Source organism: Nocardia uniformis NBRC 13702 (assembly GCF_001613345.1).
Lineage (GTDB): Bacteria > Actinomycetota > Actinomycetes > Mycobacteriales > Mycobacteriaceae > Nocardia > Nocardia uniformis.
The window spans coordinates 41,234-60,517 of the sequence record NZ_BDCE01000052.1 but is presented as its reverse complement, the minus strand read 5'-3'; the positions used below and the strand labels follow the sequence as shown (position 1 = coordinate 60,517).

Genomic DNA, 19,284 nt, shown 5'->3' with positions numbered 1-19,284 from the left:
GTGCGAGGCTGCGAGCGAAACACGCTGCACGACTACGTGTCCGCCACCGAGCGGGCGGTGGACCTCGTGACGTTACTCCCATCCGGACGATCCCTGGTTCGAGGGCGGATCAGGAAGCGTGAGACCCCAGGTCTCCGTGGGGATCACCGTTTCGCAGGGAGGGTGAGGATGTCGGTGAGCGGTCGGCGAGGTGTCGGCGGCACGGGTTCGTCGTCCTGCGGTGCGGTGCCGATACGGATCGTGATCTGTGGTGTGCCGGGGCAGGAGGTCAGGTTCGCGAGCAGTTCTCGCCCTGCGGGCAGTTCGGTCATATGAGTCATCGCGCCGGTTGCCAGACCCTTGGCGGTGCAGTGCAGCAGTACCGCCGAAAGCGCCTCACCGGTCTGGAGCCATTGCGCCACAGATGATGTCGTGGTGCTCAGGACGACAAGCTGGGACCGGTCCACGAGATCGGGACGGCGGGGAGAATGCGGCACGGCGGGGAAAGCCCGGCCTACCCCGACCCGCGCGAGTTCTTCCTTCGAAGTCAATGCGGACCGTGGCACACCGTCGCGCTTGCCGGAATGCCCTACCCACCAGTCCAATTCGGCTTCGTAGAGCAGATCGAGATTCCGGAGGCGGCCGAGGCGGCGGGACTCGGTGGCGAGTTGCGACCGGGCGGATTCGGTGAGCACGTCGACCTCGACATGGTGCGGGGCACACAGCTCGCGCAAACTGTTCGGGACGGCGGTCCAGCCGGCGGGTTCGTGCAATGGCAGCCGATCGGTGCGCCGTCGCTCGATCGCCCGGGCGCGGAGGCGGATATCGGCGCCGGGTTCGTGCCACGGACAGAATCCGATGGTCGCCAGGCGTTCCGGGCGTTGTGGGTTGGGTAGGCGCACCGTTTCGGTGTGCCAGCCGCGATCTGCGAAAGCCGTGCGCGCGTGATCCAATACGGAACCGCAGCTGATCACCAACTGGCGGCCCATGGGGTCGGTGGTGGCCAGCAGTCGGTCGGCATCGGCATAGAGATCCAACCGGGTGCCGTCGAATCGCCAGCGCCACGGCTGGGTATTGTGCACCGAGGGCGCGCGAATGGCTGACCTCATGGCCGCGAGCACCGTCGAATCATCCGGTGCGGTGGCGGTGAGTATGTCGTCGTCGACTCTCATACGTCGAGTGTCCCGACCGGCGCGCCCGGGAGGAATGGCCATCCCTCCTATACCACAGGGCATTTGGTCACCGCACGTCCGTGTCTGGGCCTTACCGCGTCGCGGCGTCGAGGACAGCCGGAGTACAGCACCTCGCCCATGTGCGATTGTTCGGTCCAGTGTGGTCGTGCCGGGTCAACCGATCGCGGGGGTCGTGGTCGAGTAGTTCCGCGCCGATGACATCGGTGAGCAGGCTGGGATCGATGGGCCGGTCCGAGCGCGGCACACTCATGGTGCCGGAGAGTTCGAAGATCACGGCAGTCGCACCAGCGCAATCATCACGAGGTACATCCCGACCGTCGCGAATACCACCGTGAGCGCCCCTGCGCGGTGATCGGCGAGTAGCTCGACCATCGCGCTCGCCTCGGCGCGACACATGTGGATTCGACCCGTCCGGCGTCATGGGGCCAGCGTACGAACCCTGCTTCGGACCGATCCGATGGAGTCCCCGGGTGGCGGGCCGTTTCGTCATTTGCCTGAAATTCGCTGCTGGACGGCGTGGCTCGTACGAACCGATGTTTCGTACGAAGTACCGTTGACGTATTCCACGGCCGGGATGGTGCCGTACGGCGACGGTAAACATGTGGTCACGCGCGACTGGTCCAGCTCGGTTACGGCTGGGCGTGTCGGCGCGGCCAGGCGCGTCGCCGGGTGATATTCGTGCTTGGCTGCAGGTTAGCTCTGTCGTTTTCCCTACGCGGAGGTGTCAATGGATGTACAGCAATCGGCGCGCGACCCTCTCACTCTGGTGGATATCTTGTCGGCGCGTGTCAGGGACACCCCGGACCGAATTGCGTTCAGGTTCGCGAGCTACCGAGAAGATAAGGGAGAGGTCGATTACCGCTACCTGTGGGACCGCATAACCGCGCTGACGAAGCGAGTCGTCGAAGCGACCGCGCCCGGCGACAGGGTCGTACTGCTGTGCCCGCCCGGACCGGATTTCGTGTACGCGTTCTTCGCCTGCCTGTCGACACGGCGTATCGCGGTCGCCGCCCCACTTCCGTCTTCGCTGGATCAGGCGACGGCGCTGACCGCGATTATTCGCGATAGTGGCGCGGTGGCGGCCATCGCGCCACTATCGACCGTGCCCATCAGCAGTGAACTGCTCGGCGGCGGTATCGGGATTATCGATACCGATGTGGACGAGGGCATCTCGGGTTTCGCGCCGTCCAACCAATCGCCCACGCCAAATGATATTGCCTTCTTGCAGTACACCTCCGGGTCGACCGGCACGCCCAAGGGCGTTACGGTGCTGCACCGGAATCTGATGCACAACCTTGGCCTCATCACAACGAACTTCGAACTCAGCAACGAGAATTCGCTCGTCTCGTGGCTGCCGCCGTACCACGATATGGGTCTCATTCAGGGCATACTGCTGCCCGTATTCGTGGGAATGCCCGCCACGATCATGTCGCCCATGACTTTTCTGCGTGATCCGCTGGCCTGGTTGCGTGCGATATCGGAGAGCGACAAGGTCGTCGCCGGTGGTCCCAATCTGGCCTATGGTCTCTGCGCGAAGCGGGTGTCGCCCGCCGAGGCCGCTCAATTGGATCTGAGCGGTTGGGTCACCGCCTTTGTCGGTGCGGAGCCGGTGGATCCGAATACCCTGCGGAAGTTCGCCGATGCGTTCGTGGTGAGTGGTTTCGATTCGAAGAGCTTCGCGCCCACCTACGGCTTGGCCGAGTCCACGCTGTACGTCAGCGGCGGTCCGTGTGGTTCGGGCGCACGCCCACAACTCTTCGCACCCGACGACCTGGAGCGTGGTATCGCCACCGCGAAGTCCGGCGGGCGAGAGCTGCTGAGTATGGGACATGTTGAGCCGGAACAGCTCGCCGTGGTCGACCGGGAAACGGGTCGGCGCTGCCCCGAGAACCGCGTCGGGGAGATATGGCTGCGCGGCGAGAGTATCGCCGACGGGTATTGGGGGAAGCCGGAAGCGAACGAGCGCACCTTCGCGGCGACCATTGCCGAAGAAGGTAACTCGGCCTTTTTGCGTACCGGTGATCTCGGATTCGTACGCGGGGGAGAGCTTTTCATCTCCGGGCGAATCAAGGAGCTGATGATCGTCCACGGGCGCAATATCTTCCCGCAGGATATCGAGCGAACGATCGTATCGAACCACCCGACGCTGCGGCCCGGTGGTTGTGCCGTTTTCGCGGCATGTATCGACAACCAGGATCGCGTGATGGTCGTCCAGGAGCTCAACGACACATTGGAGAAGGGCGGCGCCACCGAGCTGGAGGGTTCGATTCGCGACATTGTCAGTCGCGCACATGCGATCAGCCTGTATCGAATCATCTTCGTCGGAAAAGGTGAGGTTCCCAAAACGACCAGCGGCAAGATTCAGCGGCAACGTTTGCGTGAGATCTACTCGGCTGCAACAGCATTGGAGGGAAGTGTGCTATGAGTGAATCGACGGAAACGGCGACCGTACTGGATTTCTTCGTGGGCTGGGTGGCCGAGCGTTTGGAGCGGGAATCGGTCGACCCGCATTCTCCGCTCACCTCCCTGGGACTCGATTCCGTGCAAGCGGCGGAGCTGATGACCATTCTGGAGGATCGGTACGATACGGAAGTCACCGCCGAGGACATCTTCGATGGGCTGAGCCTGGCCGATATCGCGGCGATGGTGGGTACCAGATCCGACGTCCCCGCCTCTCGCGCAATCGATTTCAGCCTGCTGTTCTTCGCCAGCGATGCGCAGCAGAATTCCACCGGTCGCTACAACCTGTTACTCGAGAGCGCGCGTTTCGCCGATACGCACGGCCTCCGAGCCATTTGGATTCCGGAGCGTCACTTCCACAAGTTCGGTGGCCTGTACCCGAATCCGGCGGTGCTCGGCGCCGCACTGGCCGCCGGTACCGAGTGCGTGCGCATTCGCGCGGGCAGTGTGGTGCTGCCACTGCACAATCCGGTGCGGGTCGCCGAGGACTGGTCGGTGGTCGACAACCTGTCCAACGGACGGGTCGATCTGGCCTTCGCCACCGGATGGAATGTCGACGACTTCGTGCTCGCGGGTGACCGCTACACCGATCGGGTCGAGATCACCCGATCGGGCATCGAAACGGTGCGACAGCTGTGGCGCGGCGAATCGATCGCCCTGCCCAATGGCGTCGGCGAGGAGCGGTCGGTGCGGATCTTCCCGACACCGGTGCAACCGGACCTCCCGATCTGGCTCACCTGTAGCGGCGGTATCGAACGTTTCGAAATGGCCGGGGCATTGGGTGCGAATGTGTTGACCGCCTTGCTTTTTCAAGAGGTAGACGAGCTGGCGGAGAAGTTGGCGGCCTACCGCAAGGCGCGGGTACGGCACGGTCACGGTATCGACGAGGGGACCGTCACCGTCATGCTGCACACCTTCGTCGGCGAGAGCGAGGCCCAGGTGCGCAAGACGGTCGAGGGGCCCTTCAAGCGCTATCTCGAGGATTCCGTCGATCTGTGGCGCCGCGGCTCCGCCGCACTGGACAGCCTGGACGCGAACTCGCGATCCAAGGTGCTGGATTTCGCATTCGAGCGCTACTACCGCAATAACGGCCTGTTCGGTACGCCGGACTCCGCGCTGTCGATGGTCGAAAGGTTGCACGAGATCGGCGTCGATGAAATCGCCTGCCTGATCGACTTCGGCATTCCGGACTCGCAGGTGCTGGCGGGACTGGAATCGCTGGCCAGGCTCGGGAAGCGGGCGTCGTCCGCGTAGCAGATCGTCGCCGAACAATACAGATACGGGAGCACAATTGACGGGCCAGCCTTCACTTCCTTTTCCGTTATCGTCCGCACAGCAGGGAATTTGGTACGCACAGCAGTTGGCTGGCTCGACCCCGGTAACCAACTCCCTCTGCATCGATCTGCACGGCGACCTCGACGCCGGATTGCTGATGGAGTCGTTCTGGCGGGTGGCGGGGGAGTTCGAAGCGGGACGCTTACGCCTGATCGAGGCCGCGGGCGCACCGTTGCAGGTGGTGGACCGGCCGCTGGACGAGCCGGTCCGCTGCCTGGATCTGCGCTCGTCGGCGGATCCGGTGGCGGCGGCCCACGAATGGATGCGTGCGGAGTACAGCCGCCCGGTCGACCTGTACCGGGATCGCCTGATCACCACCGCGGTTCTGCGAGTGGGGGAGCGACGCTGGTTCTGGTACCTGCGCGCCCATCACATCGCGATGGACGGGGTCGCCGCGATGACCCTGCTGACCCGGATCGGCGAGGTGTACACCGCCGCGGTCGAGGGCAGGCAACCCGCGCCATTGCGCATTCGCGGTTTGGCCGAACTCGTCGCCGAGGACGAAAAATACCGCGCCTCCGAACGTTTCGAGGTGGACCAGCAGTTCTGGCGAGAGCAGTTGACCGGCCTGCCCGCACCGGTCAGCCTCGCCGGACAGAGCGGTCGAGCCGATGCCCACCCCATCTCGGTGAGCGGCGTGCTCTCCACCGAAACGGCCGCGATGCTAGATGCGGTGGTCAAGGCGAATTCGACGACTCAGGCAGCGCTGATTCTGGCGGCCTTCGGATTGTTCCTCGGCCGAATGACCGATAGCGCGGATATCGTCCTCAGCCTGCCGGTCTCGGCACGTGTCACCACGGCGGCGCGACGCTCCGGCGGCATGCTGGCGAATACCGTTCCCTTTCGAGTGACCAGCGGTCCGAGCGGCACGGTGGGGGACCTGATCCGCGCCGCACAACAGCAGTTGGTCGATGTGCTCCGCCACCAGCGCTACCGGCAGGAGGATATGTTCCGCGATACCGATCGGCTGACACCGCAGTCACAGGTCTTCGGTCCCTATGTGGACCTGATGATGTTCGATACGAAAATTGTTCTCGGATCGATCGCCGGACAGCTACAGGTATTGACTCCCGGACTGGTCTCGGATCTGTCGGTGAGCTTCTATTCCGGCGCGGGCGCGGATGCCACGCGAATGGACTTCGTGGCGAACCACAACCTGTACACGCCCGAGGATCTCGCGGGCCACCATCGCCGATTCCTCGGGTTCTTCCACGACTTCCTCCAGGCGATCGGTACCGATCCCACCACTCCGGTCCGCGATATCGGCGTACTCGAGCCCGGCGAACGAGATCGACTGCTGCGGCAGTGGAACGACACCGCAGCCCCCGTCGACCCGGCCGTCACGCTCGTGGATATGTTCCATGAGCGGGCGGTCACGACTCCGGATGCGGTCGCCGTGGTCTCCGGCACCGAACAGCTCACCTACGAACAGCTCGGCGCTCGCGCTCGGCAGCTGGCGCAGGTCTTGGCAGCGCGCGGAGCCGGGCCGGAAACCATTGTGGCGGTCGCACTTCCGCGTGGCATTGCGCTGATCACGGCATTGCTCGCCGTGCTCGAGACCGGTGCCGCCTATTTGCCGCTCGACCCGGCGTCACCGCCGGACCGGCTCACCTACATTCTGGCCGACGCCGATCCGCGGCTCGTGCTGGTCGACGACAGCACCGCCGATCTCATCGGGCATCTGGACGTGGCACGTGTGCACATGGACGATCCGGGTTCGAGTGAGCCGGTCGTCGTCGCGCCGCCCCGGCTGCGGCCGGAGAATGCCGCGTACTTCATCTACACCTCCGGTACGACCGGAAAACCCAAGGGCGTCGCCATTACCCACGCGAACGCGGTCTCACTGTTCGTGGGGACACAGCCCTGGTGCGGTTTCGGCTCCGATGATGTGTGGGCGTGGTGCCACTCGCAGGCGTTCGATTTCTCGGTCTGGGAAATCTGGGGCGCGCTGCTGCACGGAGGCCGGGTGGTGGTCGTGCCACGGGAAGTGGCGTATTCGCCGTCGGAACTGTGGGATCTCGTCGTGGCGCAGCGGGTGACGATTCTCAATCAGACCCCGTCGGCGTTCTACGCACTGATCGAATCACGCTGTGCACGTGTGGAAGACCGCTCCGCCCTGCGGATGGTGATCTTCGGCGGCGAAGCCCTCGACCCCGCGCGCCTGCGGCGCTGGCCGTTCGTCGAAGGCCCGAACACACCGGTGCTGGTGAATATGTACGGCATTACCGAAACCACCGTGCACGTGACGAAACAGGTTCTCACCGAACAGCATTGGCGTAGCGAACCGGGGGCCAGTCCGATCGGCGTCCCGCTGGCGAATCTGCGTGTGTACGTGCTGGATTCGTGGCTTCGACCGGTACCCGCGGGCGTGGCCGGGGAGATGTATGTGGCGGGCAGCCAGGTCGGGCGGGGCTACCACGGCCGCGCGGGACTGACGGCCGCGCGATTCATTGCCGACCCGTTCGATTCGACCGGTGCCGGAAGGCTGTACCGCAGTGGTGATGTCGTGCGCTGGACAACGGATGGAGCGCTGGAATACGTCGGTCGCGCCGATGAACAGGTGAAGATTCGCGGATACCGCATCGAACTCGGTGAGGTCGAAGCCGTCCTGGCCGCCGAGGACGTGGTCGCCCGGGCCGTGGTAACCACTCGCACCGCCACCGGGGGCACACCCGAGGCCGCGCCCGTGGAACAGCTCATCGCCTATATGGTGCCGGATCCTCGCGTCGCGCCAGTGGCCGCGAAATGTCTGCAGCTACAGCGCGACGGTGTGATCGCCGCGAACGAACTGCACGAACTCCCGAACGGGATGCCGGTGGTCGGCCGCAATAAGTCCAATATCTCGTTCCTCTACGAGGAGATCTTCGAACGCGCCGAATACTGCGCCTGCGGTCTGACCATCCCCACCACGGGATGCGTGGTCGATATCGGCGCACACGTCGGCATGTTCTCCCTCTACGCGAAGAGCAAATCGCCCGATCTCGAGATCTACGCGGTCGAGCCGATGCCGGAGTTGCGCCGGATGTTCGAGGCCAATTCGGCGCTGCACGGTCTGAACGCGACACTCATTCCATATGCCATCGGCGCGGAGTCGGCGACCGATACCTTCACCTACTACCCGGAAATGTCGGTGCTGTCCGGCCGGGGCGCCGACAGCCGGGTACAGCGCAATATTCTCGAGTCGTACCTGCACAATGAATTCCAGGCGGAGAGCCGCGATCTGGGGGACACCTATGTCGATCAGCTGATCGCCGACCGGCTGGAGTTCGAACAGGTCGACGTACCCATTCGAAGTCTGTCGCACATTATCGACGAGTACGGCATCACCCATATCGACCTGCTCAAGGTCGATGTGGAGGGCAGCGAACTCGAGGCGTTGCGCGGTATCGAGACCGCGCACTGGCCGCTCATCGATCGCATGGTGATCGAGGTGCACGATATCGAGGATCGGCTCGCCGGTATCGAGAAACTCCTGTGCGAGCGGGACTTCGAGGTCGCCTCGCTCATCTCGCCGAATGTGACCGGGACGGACCTGCACATCGTGTACGCGGTCCGCCACGGTCTCGATTCGAGCCAGGGTTGCGGCGGCGAACAGGTCAATGTGCTGGAGCCCCGGGAGAAATGGAGCGCCCCGGCGCCGCTCGGCGCGCTGCTGCGCCGACGTCTCGGTGAGCGCCTGCCCGGTTACATGGTGCCGGATGTGGTGATGGTGCTCGACGAGCTGCCCTTGACGGTGAACGGCAAGGTGGACAAGGCCGCGTTGCCCGACCCGGTGCTGGCGCAGGTGTGCTACCGGGCACCGGCCACCGCGATGGAAGAGGTGGTGGCGGGGATCTTCGCCGAGGTGCTGGAAATCGAGCGGGTCGGTGTCGACGACGATTTCTTCGCGCTGGGCGGCAATTCACTGTCGGCGACCCGGTTGTCGGCGCGCCTCGCCGATGGGGTGGGCGTCGCGGTGGCGGTACGCGATATCTTCGACGCGTCGGTGGTGGGGGAGTTGGCGGAGGTGCTCGCCGAGCGCGTAGCGAGCCCGGATGCGGTGAGCGTGGACGAGGGCCCGCGGCTGGGTCGCCGACCGCGGCCGGAACGGGTGCCACTGTCGTTCGCTCAGCAGCGCATGTGGTTCGTGAACCGATTCGCGCCGGAGTCGGCGGCGTACAGCATCCCCATGCTGTTGCGTCTGTCGGGCGAAGTGGATGTGGCGGCGCTGTCGGCCGCGGTAGGGGATGTGCTGGAGCGGCACGAGGTATTGCGGACCCGGTACCCCGATGCGGACGGTATCCCGTTCCAGGTGGTGGTTCCGGTCGAGGAGCTGGCCACGGTGGTGGACATGACCCCGTGCCCGGTGGCGGGTTCCGCGCTGGCAGATGCGGTCGACGCGGTGGTGTCGGTGGGTTTCGATGTGGCGCGGCAGGTTCCGATGCGGGTGCGGTTGCTGTCGGTGGGCCCGGACGAGTTCGTGCTGATCTGGGTGATGCACCACATCAGCTCGGACGGGTTCTCGATGGCCCCGTTGGCGCGTGATCTCGCGATGGCCTATGCGGCGAGGTGTAGTGGGCGGCAACCGGCCTGGGCTCCGCTACCGGTGCAGTACGCGGATTACGCGTTGTGGCAGCGCGAGCTACTGGGCGCTGTCGACGATTCGGAATCAATGCTGTCGAGCCAACTTCGCTATTGGGCCGAGCGATTGCGCGATCTGCCCGAGGTATTGGAACTGCCGAGCGATCGTCCGCGACCGGCGGTGGCGTCGTATCGAGGGGCCAAGCACCGCTTCGTGGTGGAGCCGGAGGTCGTCACCGGGTTGCAGGGGCTGGCGCACAGCTACGGAGTGACCGTCTTCATGGTCTTCCACGCGGCGCTGACGGTCGTGCTCGCGCGGCTGTCGGGCAGCGGCGATATCGCTGTCGGATCGCCGGTTTCCGGACGCGGTGCGGCCGAACTGGATGATCTGGTCGGCATGTTCGTCAATACCCTCGTGCTGCGCACCCGGGTGGACGAGTCGGTGTCGTTCGCCGAACTGCTGGCGCAGGTTCGCGATGTCGATCTGGATGCGTTCGCGCACGCCGAGGTTCCGTTCGAGCAGGTCGTGGAGGCCTTGGATCCGCCGCGCAGTCAGGCGCATCACCCGTTGTTCCAGGTCATGCTGGCCTTCCACAATCTCGATGAGGTTCACTTCGATTTCCCCGGACTCGAGGTGACCGGATCGGGCGCCGAAACCGGTATCGAGCGGTTCGACCTGACCTTGACAATGACCGATGCCGCCGATGGTACCGGTGCGATGCCGATCGATATCGGCTATGCCACAGATCTTTTCGATGCGACAACGATCGCGGTGCTCGCCCAGCGCCTGTTGTTCGTGCTGGGTGCGGTGGCTCAGGACCCCACCGTGCCGGTGCGCGCTATCGATGTGCTGTCGACAACCGAGCGCCGGGTGCTGCTCGACGGTTGGGGTCGCAATACCCAGGTCGTGGACCCCGTGGTGCTGCCGGAATTGCTGGCCGCGGCTGCCGTGCGCAACCCGGCCGGTGGTGCGATTGTGGACGGGGAGCGGCGAATCACCTACCGCGAACTGGATGAGCGCTCGAATCGCCTGGCGCACTATCTGATCGACCATGGGGTGGGTCCGGAGTCGGTGGTCGCGATCGGTGTCCCGCGATCGCCGGAGTGGGTGCTGTCGGTCTGGGCGATCGCCAAGACCGGAGCCGCGTTCCTCTCGCTGGATCCCGGCCACCCAACGGGGCGCAACCAGTTCATCTGCACGGATTCCGCTGTGCTACTCGGGGTTACGGTCGACCGGTACACAGCGGCTCTGCCACGAGAAGGTATGTCGTGGCTGGTGGTCGACGACCCGACCGTCGCGACCCGGATACGGCAGTGCCCGGCTACCCCGATATCCGATGCGGATCGGTGCGCGCCGGTGCGCCCATCCAATACGGCCTATGTGGTGTACACCTCGGGATCGACCGGACTCCCGAAGGGCGTCGAGGTCACACACGCCGGCCTGGCGGCATTGACGGTCGACCATCTGCTGCGCGCCGAGGTCGAGACGGATTCTCGAGTATTGGGCGTTGCCGCACGGACATTCGACGCGGCGATACTCGAACTGCTACTGGCGGTATCCGGCGGCGCGGTACTGGTTCTCGCACCCGAGGACGTCTATGGCGGACAGCCACTGTGGGAGCTGCTGTACGGAGAGCGCATCAGCCACGCGTTCCTGACACCGGCGGTGGCATTGTCGATGGACGCCGATGGGCTCGATGATCTGCGCGTCGTCATGACCGGCGGCGACCGGTGCGGACCGCAGCTGGTGTCGCGATGGTCGGGGACCGATCTCGCGGCTCGGCGCAGGGTGCACAACCTGTACGGCCCGGCCGAGGCGACGATCTGGGTTACCGGCGCGGAGCTGGCACCGGAGCGCCCGGTGGGAATCGGTGGGCCGATCGCCGGTATATCCGCGGTGGTGCTGGATTCGTGGCTGCGTCCGGTCCCCACCGGTGCGGTGGGTGAGTTGTATGTATCGGGACCCGGTGTGGCACGCGGATATCGGGGGCGGCCGGGGCTGACCGCCTCGCGATTCGTCGCAGATCCGAATGGTCTACCGGGCGCGCGCCGGTATCGCACGGGCGATCTGGTTCGGTGGCTGCCCTGCGACGAATCCGATTCGGGCGCTGCTGTTCTGGTGTATGTCGGCCGCTCCGATTTCCAGGTGAAGGTGCGCGGACAGCGACTGGAACTGGGCGAGATCGAGGCCGCCCTGACCGACGTCGACGGCGTCGACCAGGCCGTGGCCATCGTGCATTCTCCCGACGGCGGTGCCGCTACCCGCCTGGCGGCCTACGTGGTCGCCGGGCCGGGATGTGTGCTGGACCCCGCGATTGTGCGGGAGTCGGTGACCCGGCACCTGCCGGGATACATGGTGCCGGATGCGGTGATGGTGCTCGCCGCGCTGCCCTTGACCACCAGCGGCAAGGTGGACCGCCGCGCGCTGCCGGAACCGGTCGTCACCGAGCAGACGTTCCGGGCGCCCGTGACCGCCGTCGAGGAGATCGTGGCGGACGTCTTCGCGGAGGTCCTCGGTATCGACCGGGTCGGGGCCGAGGACGACTTCTTCGTCCTGGGTGGCGATTCGATCGTTTCGATCCAGGTCGTGGCCAAGGCCCGCGCCCGCGGGGTGGTGTTCGGCCCGAAGGATATCTTCGAGCGGCGCACCGCGGCCCGTCTGGCGCTGATCGCCCGGACGCCCGAGGCCGAGACAGCCGGTGCGACAGCGGAGTCGGCAGGCGCCGGAGTGGGGGAGCTGCCGCTCCTGCCGGTGGCGCGCTGGATGGTGGAGTGGGGTAGCGAATTCAGTCGATTCGACCAGCACGTAGTGCTGCGCCTGCCCACCGGGTTGGACGAAACGGCGCTGCTCGACGCCATCGGTGCGGTGCTGGATCGGCACGACATGCTCCGTTCGGCGTTGCGGCGCAAGGAATCCGGTGAGTGGTCGCTGGCCGTGCCCCCACCGGGCACTATCGATCCGATCGCGCTACTGCGCCGGCGCACGCTCGACACCGTCGACTCCGCAACCGGCCGCGACGCGATCGCGGATATCGCCGCGACGGAACTCGAGTCGGCATTGGATCAACTCGATCCCGCGGCCGGTGCCATGGTGCGCTTCGTCTGGTTCGACGCGGCCGATGCCGGTGTGCCCGGCTGGTTGCTGGTAGTAGCCCACCACCTGGTGATCGACGGTGTGTCGTGGCGCATTGTGGTGCCGGATCTGCTGTCGGCGTTCGAACAGCTGCGGGCCGGAGATACACCGACGCTCGCCCCGGTGGGAACGTCCATGCGGAGTTGGGCGCACGGACTCGCCGCGGCGGCCACCCACCCCGAGCGGGTGCGGGAACTGGCGCTGTGGCAGGAGATGCTGGCCGGGCCGGACCCGGTGTGGGGCGGGCGCGAACTGGACCCGGATCTGGATACGGCCGCAGTCGTCGAGCAGGTCCGACTGGAACTGCCCGAGCAGGTGACCCGGGCGCTACTGGCGCGGGTTCCGGCCGTTTTCCACGGCGGCGTGGACGACGCTCTCCTCGCGGGTTTGGCTGTGGCGGTGCGTATCTGGCGCGGCCGCCGCGGGATTGATGAGCCGTCGGTGCTGGTGCGCCTGGAAGGGCACGGCCGCGAGGAACAGGTCGTCGGCGGTGCGGACCTGTCGCGCACGGTGGGCTGGTTCACATCGATGTTCCCCGTCCGTTTCGATCTGACCGGCATCGATCTCGAGGGGGTGCTGGCGGCCGGCACCGAGGTCGGTGCGGTGGTGCGGTCGGTGAAGGAGAGGTTGCGGTCGATTCCGGACAGGGGGATCGGTTACGGATTGCTGCGGTATCTCAATGACGAGACCGCCGCGCTACTGCCCGATCGCATGCCGGGCCGGATCGGCTTCAACTACCTGGGCCGTGTCACCGGCACCGGCGTGGACGGAATCGACGGTGGTCTAGGCGAACTGAACTCCACCCCGGATCCGGATATGCCGGTGACGACCGCGGTGGATGTGACCGCGATCGTGATCGACGACCGGCTGCGGGCCAGTTTCCGTTTCCCCAGCACCCTGTCGAGCCGCGCGGATATCGAGGAACTGTCGGCATTGTGGTCGCAGGTGCTGACGGCGATCGCCGAGCACGCGCAAACGCTCGGTGCGGGCGGGCATTCCCCCTCGGACTTCGAGCTGGTCGGGTCGACCCAATCCGATATCACCGCACTGGAACTCGCGTACCCATCGCTGAGTGATGTGTGGCCGCTGACCCCATTGCAGGCCGGATTGCTGTTCCACGCCGACCTTTCCGCCACCGCCACCGGCGTCGACCTGTACACCGCGCAGATGGTGCTGCGCCTGACCGGCAGCCTGAACGTTGATCGTCTGCACGCGGCCGCGGTCGCCCTGGTTGACAGGCACCAGATCTTACGGACCGCGTACACCACGACCGGTAGCGGCGTCAGCGTCGCGGTGGTCTCGACTGATGTCGAACTGCCCTGGCGGGTAGTCGATCTCACTGTCAGCTCCGACTCGGACGCTGACGAGCGCCTGGCCGAGCTCGCCGTCGCCGAGAAGGCCGAGCGCTTCGATCCGGCGGTCGCGCCGCTGCTGCGATTCGTGGTGGCGGAGCTGGAGACCGATCAGTGGGCACTGGTATTGACCAATCATCACGTGATCCTCGATGGCTGGTCCTGGCCTTTGTTGCTCAGCGAACTCTTCACCCGATACGCGGACGCCGACCCCGTCGGTGACGACCCGGCCGGTTCATACCGAGACTTCCTGGCCTGGTTGGCGACCCGTGATCGTGACGCGGCCCTGACCGTATGGTCGGAAGCCCTCGACGGTGCCGAACCAACCCTGGTCGGAGGTACCGCCGCGGCCGAGTCCGGTGCGGTGGCGGAACGGTCGATCGCACTCGACGATGGCGAGAACCAGGCACTGCTGACGGCGGCCGCCGCCGCGGGCGTCACGGTCAACACGGTGCTCCAGTCGGCGTGGGCGCTCATGATGGCGCAATTGAGCGGCCGCGACGATGTGGTGTTCGGTGCGACGGTATCGGGGCGCCCCGGTGAACTACCCGGTGCCGAAAGCACTATCGGCCTGTTCATCAATACGATCCCGACTCGGGTCCGGCTGCGGCCGACCGAGACCGTCACCCAACTGTGGGCTCGAATCCACAATGAGCAAGCCGTCCTGCTCGACCATCACCACCTGGGTCTCACCGATATCCACGAGCTGGCGGGTACCGGCAGCCTCTTCGACACCGTCATGGTCTTCGAGTCCTATCCCATTGACGAGCGCACCATTCGGCGCATCACCGCGCGCGGCGATATGCAGATCAGCGGAGTCACCGCGACCGATGCCACGCACTATCCCCTGACGTGCAGCTTCACCTTGCAGGACGTGTTGCGGATTCGATTGCAGTACCGCCCGGAAGTATTCGGCGAGTATGCGATCACGGACTTCTCCCAGCGCCTGCACCAGGTGTTGCGATCGATCACCCACGATCCCACCGCGCCGGTACGAGATATCGACGTGCTCTCCGCATCCGACCGAGAGCAGCTGGGACGGTGGGGGCACGGCGGCAACCCCGGCCGCGCGGCCCGCTATGCGATGCTGCCGGAGTTGTTGGCGGCAGCCGTCGCGAATAATCCGGACGGCCCCGCGGTGGTCTACGAAGGCCAGCAGCTCACGTACCGCCAACTGGATGAGCGTTCGAATCGATTGGCGCGCTACCTCATCGGACTCGGTATCGGCCCCGAGACGGTCGTAGCGATCGGGGTCCCGCGCTCGCTGGAGTGGGTGCTGTCGGTCTGGGCGATCGCCAAGACCGGAGCCGGATTCCTGTCCCTGGACCCCGGCCACCCCCTGGACCGCAACCAGTTCATGTGCGCGGACTCCGGTGCACCGGTGGGTATTACGGTCGCCCGGCATTCGGCGGCACTGCCGTGCACGGATATATCGTGGCTGGTGGTCGATGATCCCGCTGTCGTATCGCAGATCCAGCGGTGCGCACACATCCCCGTGGACGATGCGGACCGAGGTGCGCCGCTGCATGCGCACTGCACCGCGTATGTCGTCTATACCTCGGGTTCGACGGGCCGCCCGAAGGGTGTCGAGGTCACCCACGCCGGACTCGCGGGCGTGTGCGGTGAGCAGCGGCAGCGCTATGCGGTACGTGCGACGTCGCGGGTATTGAGCGTGTCCGCAAGGACATTCGACGCGGCGATCTTCGAACTGCTACTGGCGGTATCCGGTTCGGCGGCTCTGGTGGTGACCCCATCGGATGTCTACGGTGGGCAGCCACTGACCGAACTGATGCGCGCCGAGCGCATCACCCACGCCGTCCTCACCCCGACGGTGGCCGCCACCATGGACCCCGGCGGGCTGAACGACCTGGAGGTATTCACCGCGGCGGGTGAGGCATGCCCACCCGCGCTGGTCGCCCGGTGGTCGCGCACCGATGCGACAGGTCGCCGACGGGTGCACAATCTGTACGGTCCAGCCGAAGCGACGATCTGGGTCACCGGCAGTGCCGAATTGCTGGTGGACCAACCGATCACCATGGGATCGGTGGTAGCCGATCTCTCGGTACGGGTGTTGGATTCGTGGTTGTGTCCGGTGCCCGCCGGTGTGGTGGGTGAGTTGTATGTGTCGGGTCCGGGTGTGGCGCGAGGATATCGGGGTCGTGCGGGGCTGACGGCATCGCGTTTCGTAGCCGATCCGTTCGGCGCTCCGGGCGAGCGCCTGTATCGCACGGGCGACCTGGTCCGCTGGGTATCGGCAGCCGAATCCGATTCGGACGCGGGTACTTTGGTCTACGTCGGACGTGCAGACTTCCAGGTGAAGGTACGCGGCCAACGATTGGAACCGGGCGAGGTCGAGGCCGCGCTGACCGACGTACCGGGAATCGAACAGGCCGTCGTCATCGTGCATGCCCCGGACAGTGGTGCGCGCCTGGTCGCCTACGTGGTGGCCGGTCCGGGAGCCGTGCCGGACCCGGCGGCGGTGCGGGCCGCGGTGCGGCATCGCCTGCCCGGGTTCATGGTGCCGGATGTCGTCATGGTGCTCGATGAGCTGCCGGTGACGATCAATGGCAAGGTCGACAAGGTCGCACTGCCCGATCCGGCAACGGCCCGCGCGTCCTACCGAGCACCCGCGACCGAGACCGAGCAGCTCGTGGCGGGGGTATACGCCGAAGTCCTCGGGCTCGACCGAGTCGGCCTGGATGACGACTTCTTCGCACTGGGTGGCAATTCCCTATCGGCGACCCGACTTTCGACCCGGCTGACCGACGGTCTGGGTGTCACCGTGGGTGTCCGCGACGTATTCGCCACCGCGGCGGTCGAGGCGATGGCGGCATTGCTGACCGCTCGCAGCACGGATTCGCCGGTGGTGGACACTGGCGCGCGGCTGGTTGCGCGGACGCGTCCGAAGCGGGTGCCTCTGTCGTTCGCACAGCAGCGCATGTGGTTCGTGAACCGCTTCGCGGCGGAATCTGCGGCCTACAGCATTCCGATGGTATTGCGCCTGTCGGGACGGTTGAACGTGGCGGCGCTCTCGGATGCCGTGCGCGATGTGCTGAAACGGCACGAGGTACTGCGCACCAGGTATCCCGACGAGGGTGGCGTCCCGTGCCAAATCGCGGTCCCGATCGAGGAACTGGCCACCGCGGTGGATGTGGAAATGACCGGTTCTCCGGTGGCCGAGGACGAACTGGTCACCGCGATCGCCGCCGTCGTCTCGACGGGTTTCGACCTGGCACAGCAGATTCCGATGCGGGTGCGGCTGCTGACCATCGCCCCCGATGAGTTCGTGCTGGTCTGGGTGGTTCACCACATCAGCGCGGATGGCTTCTCGATGGCACCGCTGGCCCGCGACCTGGCGGCCGCCTACGCCGCGAGGTCCGCTGGCCGGGAACCGGACTGGGTGCCACTGCCGGTGCAGTACGCCGATTACGCCCTGTGGCAGCGGGAATCGCTGGGTTCGACCAGCGATCCGGAGTCATTGCTCTCGCGGCAGCTCGAGTACTGGGCTGGCCAATTGCGGGATCTGCCCGAGGTATTGGAGTTGCCGACCGATCGTCCGCGCCCGCCGGTCGCATCGCATCGGGGCTCGACCCACGGCTTCGTTCTGGAGCCAAGTGTGGTCTCCGGATTACACGGCCTCGCACAGGCACACGGCGTCACGGTGTTCATGGTCTTCCACGCGGCCTTGGCGGTGCTGCTGTCGCGCCTGTCGGGCCGCGGCGATATCGCGGTGGGAACGCCGGTTTCCGGCCGCGGTGCGGCGGAACTCGATGATCTGATCGGCATGTTCGTCAATACCGTGGTGCTGCGCACCCGGATCGATGAAGCGGTCTCGGTGGCGGACCTGCTGGCCGAGATCCGGGGCACGGATCTGGATGCGTTCGCGCACGCGGAGATTCCATTCGATCAGATCGTGGAGGCGTTGGATCCGCCACGCACACAGGCGCATAACCCGCTGTTCCAGGTGATGCTGGCCTTCCACAATCTCGACGACGCCGATATCGCACTGCCCGGCATCGCGGTCACCGCGTCGGGCGCCGACACCGGTATCGAGCGGTTCGATCTGACACTTGCCCTCACCGATACCCCGGACGACACCGGCTCGATACCGGTCGACATCGGTTACGCCACCGATCTTTTCGATCCCGCCACCATCGCCGACTTCGCCAGCCGTCTGTACCGGGTACTGGAAACGATGATTGCCGATCCCGCCCTTCCGGTGCGCGCGATCGACGTCCTCTCGCCACCGGAACGCCACCGGCTGCTCCGCGAATGGGGCCGCAACGGTACTCCCGAACTCGACACCCTGGCGGGCGCAGACGATGTGACGCTCCCGGTGTTGCTGGCGGCGGCGGTCGCGGCCAATCCCAGTGGTGATGCGGTGGTGGACGGCGACCGGCGACTGACATACCGGGAACTGGATGAAGCGTCGAATCGCTTGGCCCGCCATCTCATCGGCTGCGGCGCCGGTCCGGAATCGGTGGTAGCGATCGGGGTCCCGCGCTCGCTGGAGTGGGTGCTGTCGGTCTGGGCGATCGCCAAGACCGGAGCCGGATTCCTCTCCCTGGACCCGGGTCATCCGCTGGGCCGCAATCAGTTCATGTGCACCGATTCCGGTGTACCGGTGGGAATTACCACCGGGCAACACGTGGCATCGCTGCCGCAGGACGGTATTTCGTGGCTGGTCGTCGATGATCCGGCCGTGACGGCACAGATCCGACTCTGTCCGCGCACCCCGCTGACCAATGCGGACAGGCGCGGGTCGTTGCGCCCCGCCAATACTGCCTACGCCGTGTACACCTCGGGCTCGACCGGACGCCCGAAGGGTGTCGAGATCACCCATGCCGGACTCGCCGCGGTGGCCGCCGCGCAATTCCATCGATATGCCGTAGACACCGGTTCCCGGGTATTGGGCTTGGCCGCACGTACTTTCGACGCCGCCATGCTCGAGATCCTGCTTGCCGTTCCCGCCGGCGCTGCCCTGGTTCTCGCACCCGACGACGTGTACGGCGGGGAACCGCTGGCCGAATTCCTTCGCGCGCAACGGGTGAGCCATCTGTTCTGGACACCATCGGTGGCGCTGTCGGTGGCACCGGAGGGGCTCGATGAGCTGCGGGTCGTCTCTGCTGGCGGCGAACATTTCTCACCGCACCTGGTAGCGCGCTGGTCGCGTACCGACATCGCCGGTGCGCGCAGGTTCTTCAATGCCTACGGACCCACCGAGACCACGATTATCGCGGCCATCAGCCCCGAACTCAGGGCCGGTGATCAG

5 protein-coding genes (1 of these 5 running past the window's edge) are annotated in these 19,284 nt (G+C 65.9%); 3 read left to right on the top strand and 2 right to left on the bottom strand.

All coding sequences use genetic code 11. The features are described from left to right. Nucleotides 1-143 precede the first annotated feature (143 nt). Both NU1_RS17970 and NU1_RS17965 read right to left on the bottom strand, forming a co-directional pair. Entirely contained in the window at nt 144-1,151 is a 1,008-nt protein-coding gene (locus NU1_RS17970; protein ID WP_067522897.1) for an Acg family FMN-binding oxidoreductase, read from the bottom strand. A 91-nt stretch (nt 1,152-1,242) separates the two neighbouring features. After that, entirely contained in the window at nt 1,243-1,446 is a 204-nt protein-coding gene (locus NU1_RS17965) for a hypothetical protein (RefSeq protein WP_067522894.1), read from the bottom strand. Nucleotides 1,447-1,899: 453 nt separating this feature from the next. Here NU1_RS17965 and NU1_RS17960 point away from each other — a divergent pair, with 453 nt between their 5' ends. The 3 genes in view from NU1_RS17960 to NU1_RS17950 are tightly spaced (at most 37 nt apart) and all read left to right on the top strand, a layout consistent with a single transcriptional unit that may run on beyond the window. Continuing rightward, nucleotides 1,900-3,597, top strand: coding sequence for a fatty acyl-AMP ligase (locus tag NU1_RS17960; protein ID WP_067522892.1), 1,698 nt, complete (start codon nt 1,900-1,902; stop codon nt 3,595-3,597). After that, nucleotides 3,594-4,886 carry a MupA/Atu3671 family FMN-dependent luciferase-like monooxygenase gene (locus NU1_RS17955; protein ID WP_067522889.1) on the top strand — a complete coding sequence of 431 codons (1,293 nt, stop codon included), beginning with the start codon at nt 3,594-3,596 and terminating at the stop codon, nt 4,884-4,886. Before NU1_RS17960 ends, NU1_RS17955 begins: the two co-directional genes overlap by 4 nt. 37 nt (nt 4,887-4,923) lie before the next feature. Then, nucleotides 4,924-19,284, top strand: the 5' portion of a protein-coding gene (locus NU1_RS17950; RefSeq protein WP_084521547.1) for a non-ribosomal peptide synthetase. 14,163 nt of this gene lie beyond the right edge of the window; the window shows 14,361 of its 28,524 coding nt (coding positions 1-14,361); the start codon lies at nt 4,924-4,926; the stop codon falls past the right edge of the window.